This is a genomic window from Thioclava nitratireducens, from assembly GCF_001940525.2.
In the GTDB taxonomy this organism is placed as follows: domain Bacteria; phylum Pseudomonadota; class Alphaproteobacteria; order Rhodobacterales; family Rhodobacteraceae; genus Thioclava; species Thioclava nitratireducens.
Map to the genome: position 1 here is coordinate 1025364 of NZ_CP019437.1, position 17568 is coordinate 1042931.

The following is a 17568-nucleotide window of genomic DNA, read 5'->3' on the forward strand; positions in this document are numbered from 1 at the left end:
AATAAATCGCCAATAGCGTCATTCCTCACAAACAAGACCAACAGGGACGGCTTGCTGTGGATCGGGCTTTGATCGGGCTCGGCTGAGGCGGCCACGCATAAGGAATCGAATGATGCTCAAGGATAAGACGCGCCGTCTCGGGCGCCGGGATTTCCTCCGTTACTCGGCAGCTGGCGCCGGCGCGCTCATGGCGCCGGGTCTGGTTCGTCCGGCAAAAGCCGAAACGGCCGCGCTGACGATGCATACGTGGTCGGCCGCAGTTGACACCGTGCAGAGCCACCTCAGCGCCTTCACCAAGGAAACCGGGATTCCCGTCAATTACGGCAATTCGCCTTGGGCCCAATACCGCGAGGGCATGGTCGCGAAATTCGTCGGCGGCGCTCCTCTCGACGCCATGTGGGTCTCGGATTCCTGGCTCCCCGAATGGGCCGAAGCCGGCTGGATCGCCCCGGTCGACGAGTTCGACAGCCTGATGAAATACAATGCCGAGGCCGAGGACTTCTGCACCGACTCGATGACCTACGGCGGTCGCCAATATGGCCTGACCTATTACACCGACTACATGGCGTTTCTCTATGACGAGGCGAAGCTCAAGGAAGCTGGGTTCGACGCCCCGCCGTCGAGCTGGGATGAGCTGGTCGAGCAGTCGCTCGTGATGAAAGAGAAGGGCATTGCCGACTACCCGATGATGCTGGCAATGGCGCAGGAAAGCTGGCTGATCGAGTTCATCTCGACGCTGGTCTATTCGCATGGCGGGCGTCTGGTCGACGACAACGGTATGGCCGTGATGCAAGACCCGAAAGAAGGGGCCGTCGAGGCGCTGAGCTGGGTCGTCGATGCGGTCAACAAGCACAAGATCGTCTCGCCCGCCTGTGTCGAGACCGGCGAGCTGGCTGGTCTGAAAGCCTTCGCAGCGGGCAACCATGCTTTCGCGATGGTTGCGAAATACCGTCTGCGGATGCTCAACGACCCCGAACAGTCGCAGATCGCCGGCCACGTGAAGCAGGCGATGATGCCGCAGGGCGCCAACGGCTCTCACGCGACGGTCGGTTGGATGCGTTTCCACGGCATGTCGGCGCAGGCTGCGCAGGACAAGGCCCGCGCCGAGAATGCAGCGAAGCTGATCGAATGGTTCGGCGGCAAGGCAGACGGCGCCTACACGTTCCAGAAGCTCCTGTTCCTCGATATCGGGGCCGGGTTCGGCGTCAAGCCGCTGTTCGAGGATCCCGAGATCCGCGCGGCCTACGACTCCTACGGCGATGTCGACATGATCCAGGCTCAGCAGGCGCTCGCGCGCAAGAAGGACACGGTCACCCCGTGGTTCGGCGAATGGAACGATACCAATGGTTCGGCCTGGCAATCGGCGATCCTCGGCAATGTCGACGCCGCCGGCGCGGTCCAGAAATCCGCCGATCTCTGGAACGAGCTGAAGGACAGCTACTGAACAAGCGCGGCGGGCCTTTTTGAAAGGCCCGCCGACGAGCGGGCAGGGCAACGGGAGAGCATGACGTGGCGAATGCAATGACACGGGCGACACGCCCGAGATGGCGGGTGGGATACGAGGAGCGCAGCGCGATGCTGTTTCTTGCTCCGGTTATGGCCGTGCTGGGCGCGGTCGCGGTCTTCCCGATCGCCTATTCGCTTTACATCAGCTTCTTCAGCATGAAGCTGACCCGTCCGAACCGGACCCCCTTCGTCGGGCTGAAGAACTATACCGATCTCTTGGGCGACGAAGCTTTCTGGGGTGCGGTCTGGCGCACGGTGAGTTTCTCGCTCGTTTCGGTCACCGCGATTGCCCTCATCGCGCTGCTTGTCTCGCTGCTGCTGAACCAGGAATTCCGCGGTCGCCGTATCCTCTCCACGATCCTGCTGGTGCCGTGGGCGATCCCCTACGTCGCGAATGCGCTGATGTGGAAATGGATCTACGATTCCAGCTATGGCGCGCTGAACGGCCTGCTCTACCAGCTGGATTTCATCGACAAATACATGGTCTGGCTGGGGGATCAGGACAAAACGCTGTTTCTGATCGCCAATGCCTTCGTCTGGAAGGAAGTGCCGCTGGCGACGATCCTTCTGCTGGTCTCGCTCAAGTCGATCCCGTCCGATCTCTACGCGGCGGCACGCGTCGACGGCGCGACGGTCTGGCAGCGCTTCGTGCATGTCACCCTGCCGGCGATGAAGCCCGGCTTCATGCTGGTAATGATCTACGAGACGATGATGGCCATCCGCCATTTCGATCTGTTCTTCATCCTGACCGAGGGCGGGCCCGGCAGCGCCTCGCATGTGCTCTCCTGGCACATCTATGTCGAGACCTTCCGCAACCTGTCCTTCGGGAGCGGTGCTGCGATGTCCTACCTCCTCGCAATCGCGACTTTCGCACTCTCCTACCTCTTCATCCGAACGCTGGGGCGCAAGATCTGACATGAGCGATATGCCTATCACCCCGCCTGTCGACACGATCGACTACCGCCGCCGCCAGAAAATCGGGCGCATCGTCCAGCGCCTGGTGATTTTTGCCTCCGCGATCGTCGTGGCGGCCTACGTGCTCGCGCCCGTGTCCTGGCTTGTCTCTTCGGCCTTCCAGACCGAGACGGAGATCGTCTCGATACCGCCGCACTGGATTCCCGAAGAGCCCACCTTGCGCAATTTCGAGGCGATCTTCACCGCCGGAAACGATGAGCCCGTCACCTACGACACGCGCTCGGGCACCGATCCGGCCGCGGGCGATTTCATCCCCTCGACCGCCGAGAACCTTTTGCCGTCGATGGCCAACAGCTTGATCGTCGCGACCCTGGTGGTGATCTTGAACCTGCTTGTCGGGGTCCCGGCCGCCTATGCCATCGCGAAGATCCGGTTCTGGGGGCGCAACGCTTCGGTCTATTTCATCCTGATCACGCGGGTGATCCCTGATATCGCGCTGGTCGTGCCGTTCTTCCTGGTGATCCGGAAGCTCGGGATGCTCGATACGCTTGGATCGCTGGTGATCACCTATCTCGCGATCACGGTGCCCTTCACGGTCTTCATCCTCATCCAATATTTCGAGGGCCTCCCAGACGAGCTGGACAAAGCCGCGCGGGTCGATGGCTGTTCGCGGTTCCAGGCGCTGATCAAGGTGTTCCTGCCGCTTTCGATGCCCTCGCTCGTCGCCGTGGTGCTCTTTACCTTCCTCACCAGCTGGAACGAGTTCCTGCTCGCGCTGATGTTCACGCAGACCTCTGCGTCGCAAACGCTACCGATCCTGCTGGCCTCGTTCACCTCCGATTTCACGGTGAGCTTCTCCTTCCTCAACGCCGCGGGCGTCCTGGCGGTCGTGCCGCCGGTCATCGTGGCCATCGTCTTCGAACGCTACATCGTTTCCGGTCTGACCGCCGGGGCTGTCAAAGGTTAGAAAGGACAAAGTCTTGGCCCGGATCCGCTTCACCAACGTCAACAAGAAATACGCCAACGGCTTCCATGCCGTGCGCGATCTCAACCTCGATATCGAGGATCGCGAGTTCATCGTCCTTCTCGGCCCGTCGGGCTGCGGCAAATCCACGACCCTCAACATGATTGCAGGGCTCGAGGAAGTCTCGGACGGCGATCTGATCTTCGACGAGCAGGTCGTGAACTACGTGCCCCCGCACAAGCGCGACGTCGCGATGGTGTTCCAGAGCTACGCGCTCTACCCGCACAAGACCGTCTACGACAATATCGGCTTCGGGCTGAAGATGCGCAACGCGTCCAAGGAAGAGATCGACGAGCGCGTTCGCGATGCGGCGAAGAAGCTCGAGATTTCGCACCTGCTCGACCGGCGTCCGTCGCAGCTTTCGGGCGGCCAGCGCCAGCGTGTGGCGCTGGGCCGCGCGATGGTCCGTGATCCGTCGGTCTTCCTGATGGATGAACCGCTCTCGAACCTCGATGCGGCGCTGCGCATCTCGATGCGGGCGGAGATCAAGGAACTTCACCGCGCGATGGAGACGACCTTCGTCTACGTGACCCACGATCAGGCCGAGGCGCTCACGCTCGCGGATCGTATCGTGGTGATGAATGACGGGGTCGTGCAGCAGATCGGCACGCCTGACGACATTTACGAGCGCCCGGCGAACACCTTCGTGGCGTCGTTCCTCGGCAGCCCGCCTATCAACTACTTCGACGGCGTGCTCGAGGCAGGTCCGGATGGCGAGATGGCCTTCGTCCGCGATGGGCTGCGTCTTGTTTTGCCGGTCGATCAGGCGGCGCGCCTGAAAGGGCAGGAGGGTCGCGCGGTGCGGCTGGGTATCCGGGCCGAGGATGTCGCGGAAGGCACCGCCGAGCCGGGATACAATGCCCTCAGCGGCACAGTGACTTCAGTGCTTCCGGTTGGCTCGGATCAGTATTTGGGTATGGATTTCGGCGGCGAGGAGCTGTTCTTCCGCGTCGGCAAGGATCTGCGCCATGCGTTCGGCGAGGACATCACCCTCGCAGTGGATCTCAACCGCCTGCATGTCTTCGATCGCGAAACCGGTCAGTCGCTGGTCTGGAACGCAGTTTGAAGCGATGAAACCGGCCCCTTTCACCTACCATCGGCCCGCGAACCTCGCTGAGGCGTTGGCACTATTGCGCGCGCATGGACCCGCAGCGAAACCGATTGCCGGAGGACAAAGCCTCGGGCCGATGCTGAACATGCGACTGGCGCGTCCGAGCCATCTCGTCGATCTCAACGATCTGATCGAGCTGGACCGCGTCCGGGTGAAGGAGAACATGCTGGAGATCGGTGCGCTGACGCGCCATCACCGGCTTGCCAATGCGCCGGAAGTGCAGCGGAGCCTGCCGCTTCTCGGTGCCGCTGCCGCCTCGATCGGGCATTATGCGATCCGCCAGCGCGGCACGATCGGCGGCAGCCTCGCCCATGCGGACCCCGCCGCCCAGTTGCCGTTGATCGCGGTGACGCTGGGGGCGACGCTGGTGATTTCGGGAACTGCAGGCGCGCGCGAAGTTCCCGCTTCCGCTTTCCTGCAATCGATCATGACGGTCGATCTGCGCGATGGCGAACTGATCACCGCGCTGCGCTTTCCGCTTCCCGTCGGCGATCTGTGGGCCTTCGAGGCCTTTTCCCGACGTCACGGCGATTTCGCGTTGGTCAGCGTCGCGCTCAGTTTTGCGCGCGACGCGGAGGGGAAGATCATTGCTTTGCGGCTCGGGCTTGGGGGCGTCGATACCGTTCCGTTGCGCCTGCCCGAGATCGAGGCGCGCGCTCAGGGTAGGCCTGCCGACGAGAACACCATCCGTGACCTCGCAGCCGCGAGTGCCGCGGCGATTGCGCCCGAAGACAGCGAGCAGGTGCCCGTGGTCTATCGCCGGGAGCTTGCCGAAACGCTCGTCATTCGCGCGTTCCAGTCCGCGTTGAACCGGGAGAAGGGTGCATGACCGCTCCGACACACGACCCTCTGACGCTTTCGCTGAGCGTGAATGGCGAGACCCACGAAATTCGGGTGCCTGCGCGCAAGCTCCTGTCGGATGTGCTGCGCGAGGATCTTGCTCTGACCGGCACCCATGTTGGCTGCGAGCACGGCGTCTGCGGTGCCTGCACGATCCTGATCGACGGGCGCCCGGCCCGTGCCTGCCTGACTTTCGCCGCCCAGATGGAGGGCCACGAGGTCACGACGGTCGAGGCCATGGGGCGGCCGGATGCCCTCTCGGTGCTTCAGCAGGCGCTGCACGAGGAACACGGACTGCAATGCGGTTTCTGCACGCCCGGCATCGTGGTGACCTTCGAGCATTACCTGCGCGAGAACCCGGACCCGACCGCAGAGGAGGTGCGCGACGTCCTGTCAGGCAATCTGTGCCGCTGCACAGGCTATCAGAATATCGTCGCCGCCGTGCTGAAGGCTGCGGCCCGGATGCGTGGAGAGGCGGCATGACCGGTGATTTCACAGAGATCGGTCGCGCCCTGCCGCGTAAGGAGGATCGGCGCCTCGTCTCCGGTCGCGGGCGCTATCTCGACGATCTCGCCTTTCCCGGCGCGCTGCATGTGAGCTTCGTGCGCTCGCCCCACGCTCATGCGCGCATTCTGGGGATCGACAGCGCAGAAGCCTCCGAGATGCCCGGGGTCGTAGGTGTCTTCACCGGGCGCGATCTCGATCAGATGACGACCCGGCTGCGTCTCGCGCCGCCGATCGAAGGGTTGCAGCCAACCGAAATGACGACGCTGCCGATCGACAAGGTCCGTTTCCACGGCGATCCGGTGGTCTGCGTGGTCGCGACGGATCGCTACCTCGCCGAGGATGCGGCCGAGTGCGTTACTGTCGACTATGAACAGCTTCCGGCCGTAACCTCGATCGCGGAAGCCCTCGCGCCCGACGCGGCGCTGGTCGATGACAGCCTTTCGAGCAATCTGGTCTCGCATCAAAGCCTGAATGTCGGCGATCCCGCCGCGCGCCGGGCCGAGGCGCATCGCGTGGTCGAGGCCCGTTTCGCGCTTCATCGCCATACCCATGTTCCGCTGGAGACGCGCGGCTGCGTCGCCGATTGGGATGAAGGGCGCGCGCATCTGAACATGCATATCGGCAATCAGGTTCCGCACCCGTTGCGCAGCCAGCTTGCTGCGCGGCTGGGCCTGTCGGAAAGCCAGGTCACGGTCATTAGCCCCGATGTGGGCGGCGCGTTCGGTCAGAAGATCGCGCTCTATCGCGAGGAACTCACGGTCGCGGCTCTGTCTCGTCACCTGCGACGCCCGGTTCGGTGGCGCGAGGACCGGATGGAGAACCTGATGGCCGCCGCGCATGCGCGGGAATACGAGTGCCGCACCCGCGCTTCGGTCAGCGAAACCGGACGGATCCTCGGGCTCGAGCTCGAGATCGACGAGGATTTCGGCGGCTACTGCTTCTACCCGGCCAATTACATGGCCCGAGTCATCGCGCTTATCATGACCGGGCCTTACCGGATTCAGGACTACGCCTATGAGGTCCGCGTCGCACTGACGAACAAATGCGGTGCTGGCCCGATGCGCGCGCCCATGGCCATCACGAGCTGGGTGATGGAAGGCACGATCGACGCCATCGCCCGCGAACTCGAACTCGACCCGGTCGAGCTGCGCCGCATCAACGCGCTCGGCCCGGAGGATTTGCCCTACAAGATGCCCACGGGCGAAATCCTCGAGGATGTCAGCCCGCGGGAAACGCTCGAGATCGCCGTGGAAGCGATCGATGTCGCCGCGTTCCGCGAGCGGCAAGAGAAGGCGCTCGCCGAGGGGCGGTTTCTCGGGCTCGGGCTTTGCACGGTAATCGAAAGCACAACTTACGGATCGGAATTCTACAAAGCCGCCGGCATCCCCGGATCGGGGCATGAATCGGCCTGGGTGCGGATCGAGCCGAGCGGGGCGGTCAATGCCTCCGTCGGGCTGATGGGCACGGGGCAGGGTTACGAGAGCCCGCTTTCGCAGGCGGTTGCCGAAGGGCTCGGCGTGCGCTCGGAAGATGTCACGGTCCATATGGGCAATACCGATATCGCGCCCTATGGCATGGGCAGCCGCGGTGGACGCGGCGCGACGGCCGGGGGCGGAACGCTCTATCTCTGTGCTCTCAAGGCGCGCGAGCGGGTGCTCGCGATTGCGGCTTCGATGCTCGATCTCAACGATGCTGGCGGGCTGCGCATGCGGGCGGGCCAGATCGAACGGATGATTGGCGACGACTGGCAGGAGACGGGGCTTGCGTTGCCGGATGTCGCGCGACGCGCCTATCTCGACCCGCTGGCGCTGCCCGAGGGGATCGCGCCGGGGCTCGACTTCTCGCACAGCTACGACCCGCCCGCGATGACCTATTCCAATTCGACCCATGCCTGCGAGGTCGAGGTCGATCCGCAGACCGGGGCGATTTCGATCGACCGCTATCTCGTCGCGGAGGACGCCGGCACCGTCCTCAACCCGATCGTCGTGCGCGGCCAGCAGCAAGGGGCGATCGCGATGGGGCTGAGCGGCGCGCTGCTGGAACAGGTCGTTTATGACGGCACGGGGCAGAACCTTTCCGCGACGCTCGCCGATTACCTCGTGGCCTCCCCGAACGAACTGCCGGAGTTCGAAATCCTGCATCACCATACGCCGAACCGCCGCACGCCCGCCGGGATCAAGGGCATGGCCGAAGGCGGCGTGATGGGTGCGATCGGCGTGATCGCCAATGCCGTGAGCGACGCGCTCGCGCCGCGCGGCGTGACGATCGAGCGTCTTCCGCTGACCCCCCAATCCATTCGCGCGCTCCTGCGGGAGACCGCGCCCAGCTCAACGAAAAGGACCCAGCCGTGACAGAAGAGAAACTCAGCGTCGGCTTCATCGGACTCGGAATCATGGGCCAGCACATGGCGGGGCATATCCTCGCCGCGGGGCATCCGCTCAACATCTACAACCGCACCCGCGCCAAGGGCGATGCCCTCGTCGCGAAGGGGGCGACATGGTGTGACAGTCCCGGCGCCGTGGCCGAGGCCAGCGACATCACGATCACCATCGTGGGCTACCCCGCCGATGTCGAACAGGTCTACCTCGGTGAGGGTGGGATCATCGCCAAGGCGCGCCCGGGCTCGGTGCTGATCGATATGACCACCTCGAGCCCGGCTCTGGCCGCGAAGATCGCGCAGGCGGCTCTTGCACGCAATATCTCCGCGCTCGATGCACCGGTGTCCGGCGGCGATGTCGGCGCGAAAGCGGGCAAGCTCGCGATCATGCTGGGCGGCGACCAGCGGGCGTTCGAGCGGGTTCTGCCGGTGCTGGAGTTGATGGGCGGAAATATCGCGCTGATGGGTAAGGCGGGGGCTGGGCAGCACACCAAGATGGCCAACCAGATCGCTATCGCCTCGACCATGCTCGCGGTCGCGGAAAGCATCAGCTATGCGCGCGCCGCCGGTCTGGAACCGATGCAGGTTCTCAAGGTCATCGGAACCGGGGCCGCGTCGAGCTTCCTGCTCAACGGGCTCGGACCGAAAATGGTCGATGAGGATTTCGCGCCCGGCTTCTTCGTCCATCATTTCGTCAAGGACATGTCGATCGCGCTGAGCGAGGCCGAAAGACTGGGTCTCGATCTGCCGGGCCTGTCTCTGGCGCACAGCCTGTATGGCAAACTGGTGGATGACGGTTTCGGCGAAGAGGGCACGCAGGCGCTCTACCGCGCCTATAACGCGATCCATGCGGAGGCCGGGTGATGCGGTTCGAAGGCGATCACCTGATCCCGGCCGATCCCGAAACCGTCTGGCGTGGGCTCAACGATCCCGAGGTGCTGCGCCGCGCGATCCCGGGCTGCGAGGCGATGGAGCAGACGGGTGAGTCCGAATTCACCGCTACGGTCGTGGCGCGGGTCGGCCCGGTCTCGGCCAGTTTTCGCGGCAAGGTGGAGCTGAGCGATCTTGTCCCGCCCGTCTCCTACCGGATCACCGGGCGCGGGCAGGGTGGCCCTGCGGGCTTCGCCAAGGGCGGCGCGGAAATCAAGCTCGCGCCCGAAGGCGAGGGCACGCGCTTGTCCTATGTCGCCGATGTCGAGGTTGGCGGCAAACTGGCCGCGGTCGGCGGGCGATTGATCCAGGGCGTCGCGCGCAAGAATGCCGAGGATTTCTTCAATGCCTTCTCGCGGGTCGTGACCGGCGAGGCGGAGGATATAAGTTCGGATAGCGCAGGCGCCGCCCCGACGGGTGCGGTGGCTACTGCGGCGGTGGGGCATATTCCGCTGATCGACCGCGCGGCATGGCTTCTGGTCGGTCTTGGCCTCGGGTTTGGAATCTGCTGGCTCTTTGGTTGAAAGGACGCGCGATGAACATCACCCCGGCGATCAAGGCGATGGAAGACCAGTTGGTCGAATGGCGGCACGCGCTGCATCGCCGCCCAGAACTGGCCTTCGAAGAACACGAGACCGCTGCCTTCATCGCAGCTGAGTTGCGCAGGTTCGGGCTCGAGGTCCACGAGGGGCTCGCCGGGACCGGAGTGATCGGCGTTCTGCGTAATGGCGAAGGGCCGACGGTCGGCCTGCGCGCCGATATCGATGCGCTGCCGATCTCCGAACTGACCGGGGCGGACTATGCCTCCGAGATCCCCGGCAAGATGCATGCCTGTGGCCATGACGGTCACACCACGATGCTGCTCGGGGCGGCGCAGGCGATGGCGGCCGATCCGCCGGGTCCGGGCACGGTGGTGTTCATCTTCCAGCCCGCCGAGGAAAACGAAGGCGGCGCGCGGGTGATGATCGAGGATGGGTTGCTCGACCAGTTCCCGCTCGACAGCACCTTTGCGCTGCATAACTGGCCGGGGCTGGAGGCAGGCAAGATCGCGATGCGCGCTGGCCCAGTGATGGCCGCGTTCGACACGTTCGAACTGAAGGTGATGGGCAAGGGGTCGCATGGCGCGATGCCGCATGAGGGGATCGACCCGATCACGCTGGCCGCGCAGTTGCAGTTGGCGTGGCAGACGATTGTGAGCCGCGCGGTGGATCCGACCGACGCGACGGTGATTTCCGTGACGCAAATCCATGCGGGCCACACGCTCAATGTGATCCCCGACGAAGTGATCTTGCGCGGCACCGTGCGCACCCTGCGCCCCGCGACGCGTGACTTTGTGCAGGTCGAGATGACGCGCCGCGCCGAGATGATCGCCGAGGCGTTTCACGCCAAGGCCGAGTTGACCTATCAGCGTCGCTACCCGGCCACGATCAACGACGCGGGGGCCGCCGAAACGGCGCGCCGCGCGGCCGAGGCCATCGTGGGCCGCGATGCGGTGCAGGTCGATTACGCACCCAGCATGGCGAGCGAGGATTTCGCGTTCCTTCTGGATAAGGTGCCCGGCGCCTATGGCTGGATCGGCAACGGATCGGCAGAGGGCGGGCGCAATCTGCACAGCCCGCATTACGATTTCAACGATGCGATCCTTCCGCTCGGCGTGCAGTTCTTCGTCGAGGTCGCGCATCGCGCGCTGGCCGGGTCGAACGATTGAGGGTCCAGCCGTGACCCATCCCGCCGCGCAAGATCCCTGGTTCGAACTGGCAAGGTCTGACAAACCCGGTGCGATCGCGGTTATCTCCGGCATCGAAGGCCCGGCCTATCGCAATCTCGGCACCGCGATGGCGATCTTGCCGGACGGTCGGCGCTTCGGGGCGCTCAGCTCCGGCTGTATCGAAGAAGATGTGGTCGATCATGCGCTCGCGGCGCTGGCCGACGGGAAGGTGCGCAAGCTGCGCTATGGCGCGGGCTCGCCCTTTTTCGATCTGAAACTGCCCTGCGGCGGCGCGCTCGAGGTCACGGTGATCCCCGCGCCGGACCGCGCCTTGTTGACCGAGTTGGCAGACCGGCGCACGCGGCGCGAGGAGACGGCCTTAGGGTTGAGCGCGTCGGGTGGCTTGCGTTTCACGCCCGAGGACGAGGCTCCCGCCGAGACGATTGATCTGCGTATCGCTTTCCTCCCGGAGCCTCGCTTCGTGATTTTTGGGGCTGGCGCCGAGGCGGTCTTCTTCGCCGATCTGGTGCGCGCCACCGGCGCGCCGCATCTTCTTTTGACGCCCGAAGACGACACGTTTGCCAATGCTGAAGGCGCGGGTTGCACGGTGCGAAAATTGGACCGAAGCGCGATCCCTCCAGATGTTGTCATCGACGCCCATACCGCCGTGATCCTTCTGTTTCACGATCACGATTGGGAACTGGATATGCTTCAAGAGGCGCTCGCAACTCCCGCGTTCTATATCGGAGCGCAGGGAAGCATGCGCACGCAAAATCGCCGACAGAAAGGCTTGCAGGCCCGTGGTGTCGAGGCGGCGTCCCGCGCGCGGGTTCGCGGGCCGATCGGGGTGATCCAATCCGCGCGCGACCCAAGGCTGCTGGCCGTTTCTGTGCTGGCCGAAGTGTTTGCAGAAGTGCAGCGCGGCCTATGAAATTCGAGGGTGCCGGCCCGAACAAGTCCCTGCGAACCTTATCAAAGCCCAAATGCTCTGAGCGACAAAAGCTCGACCGATGCCTTGAGCGGCGCTTTTCTTTCGGCAGGCGTCACGGCAGAGGCCACCATCGATATCTTTGGTGGTCGAGCCTTCTAGGCTGCCCGGCTTTCGCCCGCAGTTAGGCCTTCCGACTTTTCAAGAAGCGCCGGACGTAGAAGCCGAGGCCTACCAGGATCGCAACCAGCACCACACCGTTGAGGGCGTGCATCGTGTTGCGCAGGGCCGGGCTTTTGTCCCACTCTTCGCCGAGCTTGAGGCCGACATAGGCAAGGACGAGGCACCAGGGCCACGAGCCCATGAAGGTGTAGATCTGGAACTTCCAGAACGGCATCCGTGCGATGCCGGCCGGGAGGGAGATGAAGGTTCGCACCAGCGGCAAGAGCCTCGAGATAAAGACGGCGGCGCTGCCGAAACGGGAGAACCATCGATCGGCCCGGTCCAGATCCGAGGGGCTGAGCAAGATGTATCGCCCCCAGCGTTCCACGGCCTTGCGACCGCCATAGGCACCGGCGAGATAGGCGATCGTCGAGCCGATATTGCAGCCGATCGCACCGACGGTGGCGACAAGTAGCAGCGAGAACTGACCAGTGGACGCGAGATAGCCCGAGAAGGGCATGATCACTTCAGATGGGAGTGGGATGCAGGCGGATTCAATCGCCATCAAAGCAGCAATCCCGGCATAGCCCATGGAGCTGATTGCATGGGTTATAAAGCCCGCGATGGCTGCCATCAGTCCTGAAAACATGTCCTGTTCTTTCCACTGCTAAACGAGGTCGGATCGCCGAGCTGCGCGTTATCGAAGCGACTCTCCAAGACGCTCTGCACGGAGCCTGTCCTGCGGCTAGGCGCGTTAGAGGAAGGTGTGGCGGCGACGAGGCCGGGAAAGAAATCTCGCGAAAGCGTGTCCAAGGCACACCCGTTTGGCTTCCGTTTTTCGGATGAGCTGCGAGGGCAGGCTTTTTCGCAGGGTGCGGCCGTGCCTTTCGAGCGGGTGATCGACCCGACAACGTCGATACGCGGCCGGGCGGCTTCGATATTTGCACCCCGCGTCGCGCCAAATCTCTCCGCACTTTTCGTCGCTTGTGGGCGATGGCTTGCGGCTGTCGAACGCTCGCATTCTTTTCAGGGTCGCCGGAATCATTGTGTCGAGAGCTTCGCCAAATTGCCTTCGCAAGCCTTTTTGGCACGCATTCGCGGATTTCCTTCCAGCGTGGGGAATCTTCCTGATGTTCTGCATGCTTGCCGCCGCTGCGGCGTGATCAGGCGATGGCTGCTCGGGATTTTTGCGTTTTTGAGCATTTTGGCTTCATGTTTTCAAGCTAGAGAGCTTTTTGGGGATTTCTGCTTTTTCGATTTTCGCATGACCTTGCCCTCCCGAGGCGTGCGTTACCCTTGCGTAATCCAGGGGCGAGCCAGCCCAAACTACCAGGGGTTTCTTCTGAGGCGCGCAGGTCACGACAGGAGCGGCGAGGCGCAGGACGAAACGTGTTCGATTAATTTGAGATGTTTCACACGCCAAAGCGCAAGCACGCGAAGAACGGGAGGCCGTTGCCGGTCGAGTTCGAATGATTGCGGAAACCGAGACAGGAAAGCGTCCCAAAAACGGGGGGCTGTTATATGCATGCACAAAAAAATTGTTGATACCCCCATCGTCCAAACGGCGAGATTGCAGCGCCATTCGTTCGGAATTGCGCTCAATCAATGTGGCGATACGCCATCGCTGTGATGCTGAAGAGCGAACACCGAGGGGGTATGTCATGGTCAAGAAAATTCTCATCGCAACCGACGGTTCGGACGCGTCAAATCGCGCGGTGGAGCTCGGAGCAGATATTGCCGCACGCTTCAGGGTGCCGGCCGTGCTGCTCCATGTTCTTTTGCGCGATCATCTCTCGGAAGGGCTGCGGCACATGGCCGAGGTGGAATACGAACCCGCGGAGGGTGGTCGGAACCTTGTCGAAGCGGTTTCGGCGCTGCCCCATGCCCGTTTCCCCCTCGCGGATCTCATGCCGAGGAGCGCCCAGACCGAGGACGAGTTGCTGCGCGCCGTGGCAAAGCGCATCCTCGACATCGCCGAACGCACGCTGCATGATCATGGCGCGGAGCGCGTGGAATGTCTGACCGCGGATGGCGATGCAGCCCGCCGGATCGTCGAAGCTGCCGAGGACACCGACGCAGACATGATCGTGATGGGCGCGCGGGGGCTATCGGACCTCAAGGCGCTGATCGTTGGAAGCGTTTCTCAAAAAGTCCAGCATCTCTCTCCAGTGACGGTCGTAAGCGTCCGCTGATCTCGAGATATGGCCTGAGCGGAGGAGCCGGCCGTGCTGGGTAGCCCATGGTTATCGTTCGTCTAGGTCCCAAAAGTTCAGAGACACTTCTGATTGGGTGCCGATCTGAGCTTCCAAGTCAGAAGACGATATGCATCGACGCTCTTACTTGTCGGTTATCTGCGGAGGCGAGGTCCGAGTTGAACTGATAACCGACCGGCAAGAACGGCTGCTCTGAGGCCTCGACGCGCGTCAGTATTCCGCAAAGGGGGCGGGACTGGCCCTGATAGATCCGCTATGACATTGAAGCGTTCCGCCGATACCGTGTGTTCAACCATCCCTATTGACGAACCCGGTCCACTTACAGGGATCGCTGCGGTTCAGGGTAATAGGTCCAAGCAACAAACCGGCTTGTCTTCTGCCCTTGTCCCATTTCGACGACCTTGAATTCGGCAACCTTCGCATTCCTCAGCAGTCTGGAGAGTGGCCGCAGGTTGTCTTTCTTGGAGACCAGGGAGGTAAACCATAGACATTGATCGGCGAAATCGAGGCTCTGCTCGATCATTCTGGCGATGAAGCCAATCTCGCCACCGGGGCACCAAAGTTCTGCGTTCTGGCCACCGAAATTAAGTTTTTTCGAGTGCCCTTTGTCAAGGTTCCGCCACTTGCGCCGGGTGCCCTTGTTTGCCTGTTCAAGGGACGCGTGAAACGGCGGATTGCACAGGGTGACGTGGAAGATGTCATCGGGCTCTATGACCCCTTTGAAGATATCTTCCGGATTGTTCTGGCGCCTGAGCCTTATGTTCAGGCCGTTTCGCTTGCAGATCTGGCGCGCCGATTTGATTGAGACAGGATCGATGTCGACCCCGGTGAAATCCCAGCCATATTCATGCTGACCAATCAGCGGATATACGAGGCTGGCACCTGTCCCTATGTCCAGAGCCTTGATGTCAGGCCCGTGCGGGATCTTTCGGCCATTACTCTCAGCAAGAAGATCCGCCAGATAATGGATGTAATCGACCCGCCCGGGGATCGGGGGGCAGAGGTAAGTGGCGGGAATCTCCCAGAACTCAATATCGTAGTGCGTCAGCAAAAGCGCCTGGTTGAGCATGCGGACCGCGTCCACGTCCGAAAAATCGATCGTCATCCGGCCGCGGGGATTTCTTGTCGTGAAGGCCTCCAGTTCGGGTGATCGCGCGATCAGCCGTTCGAAGTCATACCCCTCCCGGTGTTGATTGCGTGGGTGCAACATCGGTTTGATGGCCATCGAAAAACCTTCATGCATATTGGTGGGGAAACGCGTCCAACTGGATGCGATCATAGGTTTTCATGGCGGCGTGAGGAATGCCCGAACGGCTATACCAGAACTTTACAAAGGCACCAACCACCGCGGGGGCGCTCCTCGGGGCCTGCTACAGGACATCAACCGCCCCGAAAGACGTCGTCCTTGGTAAAGTTCGGGTCGCAAACTGGACTGACAATTGGCCAAGATCTTCTAGAAATTCTTTGCCGAGGGAGACGGATGCCGAATTTCCCTTTCGACCCCCGAGAAGGAAAGTGACGACACGGTGAAGAAGCTGGGCCTCGACGCCACCGATATCCGTATCCTGAGCGCCGTTCAGCGCCATGGGCAGTTGAGCAAGACGCGACTGTCCGAAATCGTGAATATCTCGGCGACGCCTTGCTGGGCACGGCTCGATCGGCTGAAGGCGGCGGGGTATATCAGGGGCTATCACGCCGATATCGCGCTTGAGCGGGTCGTCGACTTTACGCAAGTGGTCGTCACGGTCTCCCTGACCCATCATCGCAAGGCCGATTTCGAAAGGTTCGAAGCGTGGTTGTATCGCCACGACGAGATTACCGAATGCATCGCGACGGGCGGCGGAATGGACTACGTGATGAAAGCTGTTTGCAGGAGCCTCACGGCATTCCAGGTGCTGATGCAGGACATGATGGATGCCGAACTCGGCGTCGATCGTTACATGACCTACATCGCCACTCGCGTGGTCAAAGCCTCCCACCCGAACATCGCAAAAATGGCGGGGCCGGTTCCGGCCGACCGAACGGACTGAAGCGGGCTGCAATTTCAGTCCGAACGGTCCTGAAAACGCCCGTCATTTGGACCGCTGCGCGCCGATTTCGTCGCTTAAATCCGAGTCATCTACCACCGCGTCCCGGATCGACAGATCGGGCTTCAGCAAAGGCGCAAAACGATGAAGGCAGACGAGTTCGGCTTCGGCACCCAGATCCGCAAATCCCCCTATTTCGACGCCACCGTCCGGTGGGGCGCGAAGGGGTTTTCCGTCTACAATCATATGTATATCCCGCGCGACTTCGGCGACCCCGAGCAGAACTTCTGGAACCTGGTCAACGATGCCATCCTGTGCGACGTGGCCGTCGAGCGGCAGGTCGAGATCACGGGTCCCGATGCGGCGCGCTTCGTTCAGATGCTCACGCCGCGCGACCTGTCCAAGATGGCTGTCGGACAGTGCAAATACATCCTGATTACCAATGCACAGGGCGGTATCCTGAACGACCCGATCTTGCTGCGGCTGGCCGAAAACCACTTCTGGATCTCGCTTGCCGATAGCGACATCCTGCTCTGGGCGCAGGGCGTTGCCGTGCATTCCGGCCTCGACGTGCGGATCTGCGAACCCGACGTGTCGCCGCTGCAGCTTCAGGGACCGAAGTCCGGCCAGATCATGCAGGCGCTCTTCGGCGACGAAATCCTGAGCCTCAAATACTACTGGCTGCGTGAGTTGGAGCTCGATGGAATCCCGTTGGTGGTCTCCCGGACCGGATGGTCTAGCGAGCTGGGCTATGAGCTTTATCTCCGCGACGGTTCCAAGGGGGATGCTCTTTGGGAACGGATCATGGCGACGGGCGTGAAGTTCGGGCTGAAGCCGGGTCACACCTCGTCCATTCGGCGCATCGAGGGAGGCATGCTCTCCTACCATGCTGATGCTGACATCAACACCAATCCTTACGAGCTCGGTCTCGACCGACTTGTGAATCTCGATATGGAGGCCGAATTCATCGGCAAGGCAGCGTTGCGAGCCATCCGCGACGAGGGTGTGACGCGGATGCAAGTGGGCCTTGTCATCGACGCGGAGCCTCTGGCGGGGCCGAACACGACCTTCTGGCAGATCAACCAGAATAACGAGGAGATCGGCAAGGTGACGTCCGCCATCTACTCGCCTCGCTTGGAGCGCAATATCGCGCTGGCGATGGTCGGAGTGAGCCACGCGCAGATCGGCATGAAGGTCGAAGTAGTTCTGCCATCCGGTCCGACCCTCGCCACCGTGGTTGAGCGACCCTTCTTCGACCCGAAAAAAGCGCTCGCGGCAGCCTGACCCCAAAGCCCTCGCCACAAGCTCCTTCCAACCTAC

Annotated in this window: 16 protein-coding genes; 14 read left to right on the forward strand and 2 right to left on the reverse strand. The window is 62.5% G+C overall.

All coding sequences use genetic code 11. The annotated features are described in order from the left end of the window. Window positions 1–112 precede the first annotated feature (112 nt). From BMG03_RS05125 to BMG03_RS05175, 11 genes are all read left to right on the forward strand, one after another. Window positions 113–1444: an extracellular solute-binding protein gene (locus BMG03_RS05125; RefSeq protein WP_075777163.1), complete on the forward strand. Its 1332-nt coding sequence runs from the start codon at window positions 113–115 to the stop codon at window positions 1442–1444. Window positions 1445–1575: 131 nt separating this feature from the next. Next, complete coding sequence (locus BMG03_RS05130; RefSeq protein WP_206184189.1) at window positions 1576–2421, forward strand: carbohydrate ABC transporter permease; 846 nt, start codon at window positions 1576–1578, stop codon at window positions 2419–2421. A gap of 1 nt (window position 2422) precedes the next feature. Further along, window positions 2423–3388, forward strand: a complete 966-nt coding sequence (locus tag BMG03_RS05135; RefSeq protein WP_206184188.1) for a carbohydrate ABC transporter permease — start codon at window positions 2423–2425, stop codon at window positions 3386–3388. A 13-nt stretch (window positions 3389–3401) separates the two neighbouring features. Then, entirely contained in the window at window positions 3402–4511 is a 1110-nt protein-coding gene (locus BMG03_RS05140; RefSeq protein WP_075777135.1) for an ABC transporter ATP-binding protein, read from the forward strand. Window positions 4512–4515: 4 nt separating this feature from the next. Continuing rightward, a complete protein-coding gene (locus BMG03_RS05145) occupies window positions 4516–5385 on the forward strand; it encodes an FAD binding domain-containing protein (protein WP_075777136.1) in 870 nt (289 codons plus the stop codon). After that, window positions 5382–5879 (forward strand): (2Fe-2S)-binding protein, encoded by a 498-nt coding sequence (locus tag BMG03_RS05150; RefSeq protein WP_075777137.1) that lies wholly within the window; start codon window positions 5382–5384, stop codon window positions 5877–5879. Before BMG03_RS05145 ends, BMG03_RS05150 begins: the two co-directional genes overlap by 4 nt. Beyond that, window positions 5876–8254 (forward strand): xanthine dehydrogenase family protein molybdopterin-binding subunit, encoded by a 2379-nt coding sequence (locus BMG03_RS05155; protein WP_075777138.1) that lies wholly within the window; start codon window positions 5876–5878, stop codon window positions 8252–8254. Before BMG03_RS05150 ends, BMG03_RS05155 begins: the two co-directional genes overlap by 4 nt. After that, window positions 8251–9144 carry an NAD(P)-dependent oxidoreductase gene (locus BMG03_RS05160; protein ID WP_075777139.1) on the forward strand — a complete coding sequence of 298 codons (894 nt, stop codon included), beginning with the start codon at window positions 8251–8253 and terminating at the stop codon, window positions 9142–9144. Before BMG03_RS05155 ends, BMG03_RS05160 begins: the two co-directional genes overlap by 4 nt. Next, complete coding sequence (locus tag BMG03_RS05165) at window positions 9144–9734, forward strand: SRPBCC family protein (protein WP_075777140.1); 591 nt, start codon at window positions 9144–9146, stop codon at window positions 9732–9734. Before BMG03_RS05160 ends, BMG03_RS05165 begins: the two co-directional genes overlap by 1 nt. An 11-nt stretch (window positions 9735–9745) precedes the next feature. Next, complete coding sequence (locus tag BMG03_RS05170) at window positions 9746–10918, forward strand: M20 aminoacylase family protein (RefSeq protein WP_075777141.1); 1173 nt, start codon at window positions 9746–9748, stop codon at window positions 10916–10918. A 10-nt stretch (window positions 10919–10928) separates the two neighbouring features. Then, on the forward strand, window positions 10929–11849 hold the full coding sequence (locus tag BMG03_RS05175) for an XdhC family protein (protein ID WP_167733387.1): 921 nt from the start codon (window positions 10929–10931) through the stop codon (window positions 11847–11849). 181 nt (window positions 11850–12030) lie between these two features. Here BMG03_RS05175 and BMG03_RS05180 read toward each other — a convergent pair whose 3' ends face one another. Next, entirely contained in the window at window positions 12031–12642 is a 612-nt protein-coding gene (locus BMG03_RS05180) for a DedA family protein (protein WP_208858034.1), read from the reverse strand. A 1027-nt stretch (window positions 12643–13669) separates the two neighbouring features. Here BMG03_RS05180 and BMG03_RS05185 point away from each other — a divergent pair. Then, window positions 13670–14200, forward strand: a complete 531-nt coding sequence (locus tag BMG03_RS05185) for a universal stress protein (protein ID WP_075777143.1) — start codon at window positions 13670–13672, stop codon at window positions 14198–14200. Window positions 14201–14540: 340 nt separating this feature from the next. Here BMG03_RS05185 and rlmF read toward each other — a convergent pair whose 3' ends face one another. Beyond that, window positions 14541–15446: a 23S rRNA (adenine(1618)-N(6))-methyltransferase RlmF gene (gene rlmF, locus BMG03_RS05190; RefSeq protein ID WP_075777166.1), complete on the reverse strand. Its 906-nt coding sequence runs from the start codon at window positions 15444–15446 to the stop codon at window positions 14541–14543. 301 nt (window positions 15447–15747) lie between these two features. Here rlmF and BMG03_RS05195 point away from each other — a divergent pair, with 301 nt between their 5' ends. Together BMG03_RS05195 and BMG03_RS05200 are read left to right on the forward strand one after the other, a co-directional pair. Beyond that, a complete protein-coding gene (locus BMG03_RS05195) occupies window positions 15748–16251 on the forward strand; it encodes an Lrp/AsnC family transcriptional regulator (RefSeq protein ID WP_075777144.1) in 504 nt (167 codons plus the stop codon). A gap of 141 nt (window positions 16252–16392) precedes the next feature. Beyond that, window positions 16393–17532, forward strand: coding sequence for a glycine cleavage T C-terminal barrel domain-containing protein (locus tag BMG03_RS05200; RefSeq protein ID WP_075777145.1), 1140 nt, complete (start codon window positions 16393–16395; stop codon window positions 17530–17532). The last annotated feature ends 36 nt before the right edge of the window (window positions 17533–17568 follow it).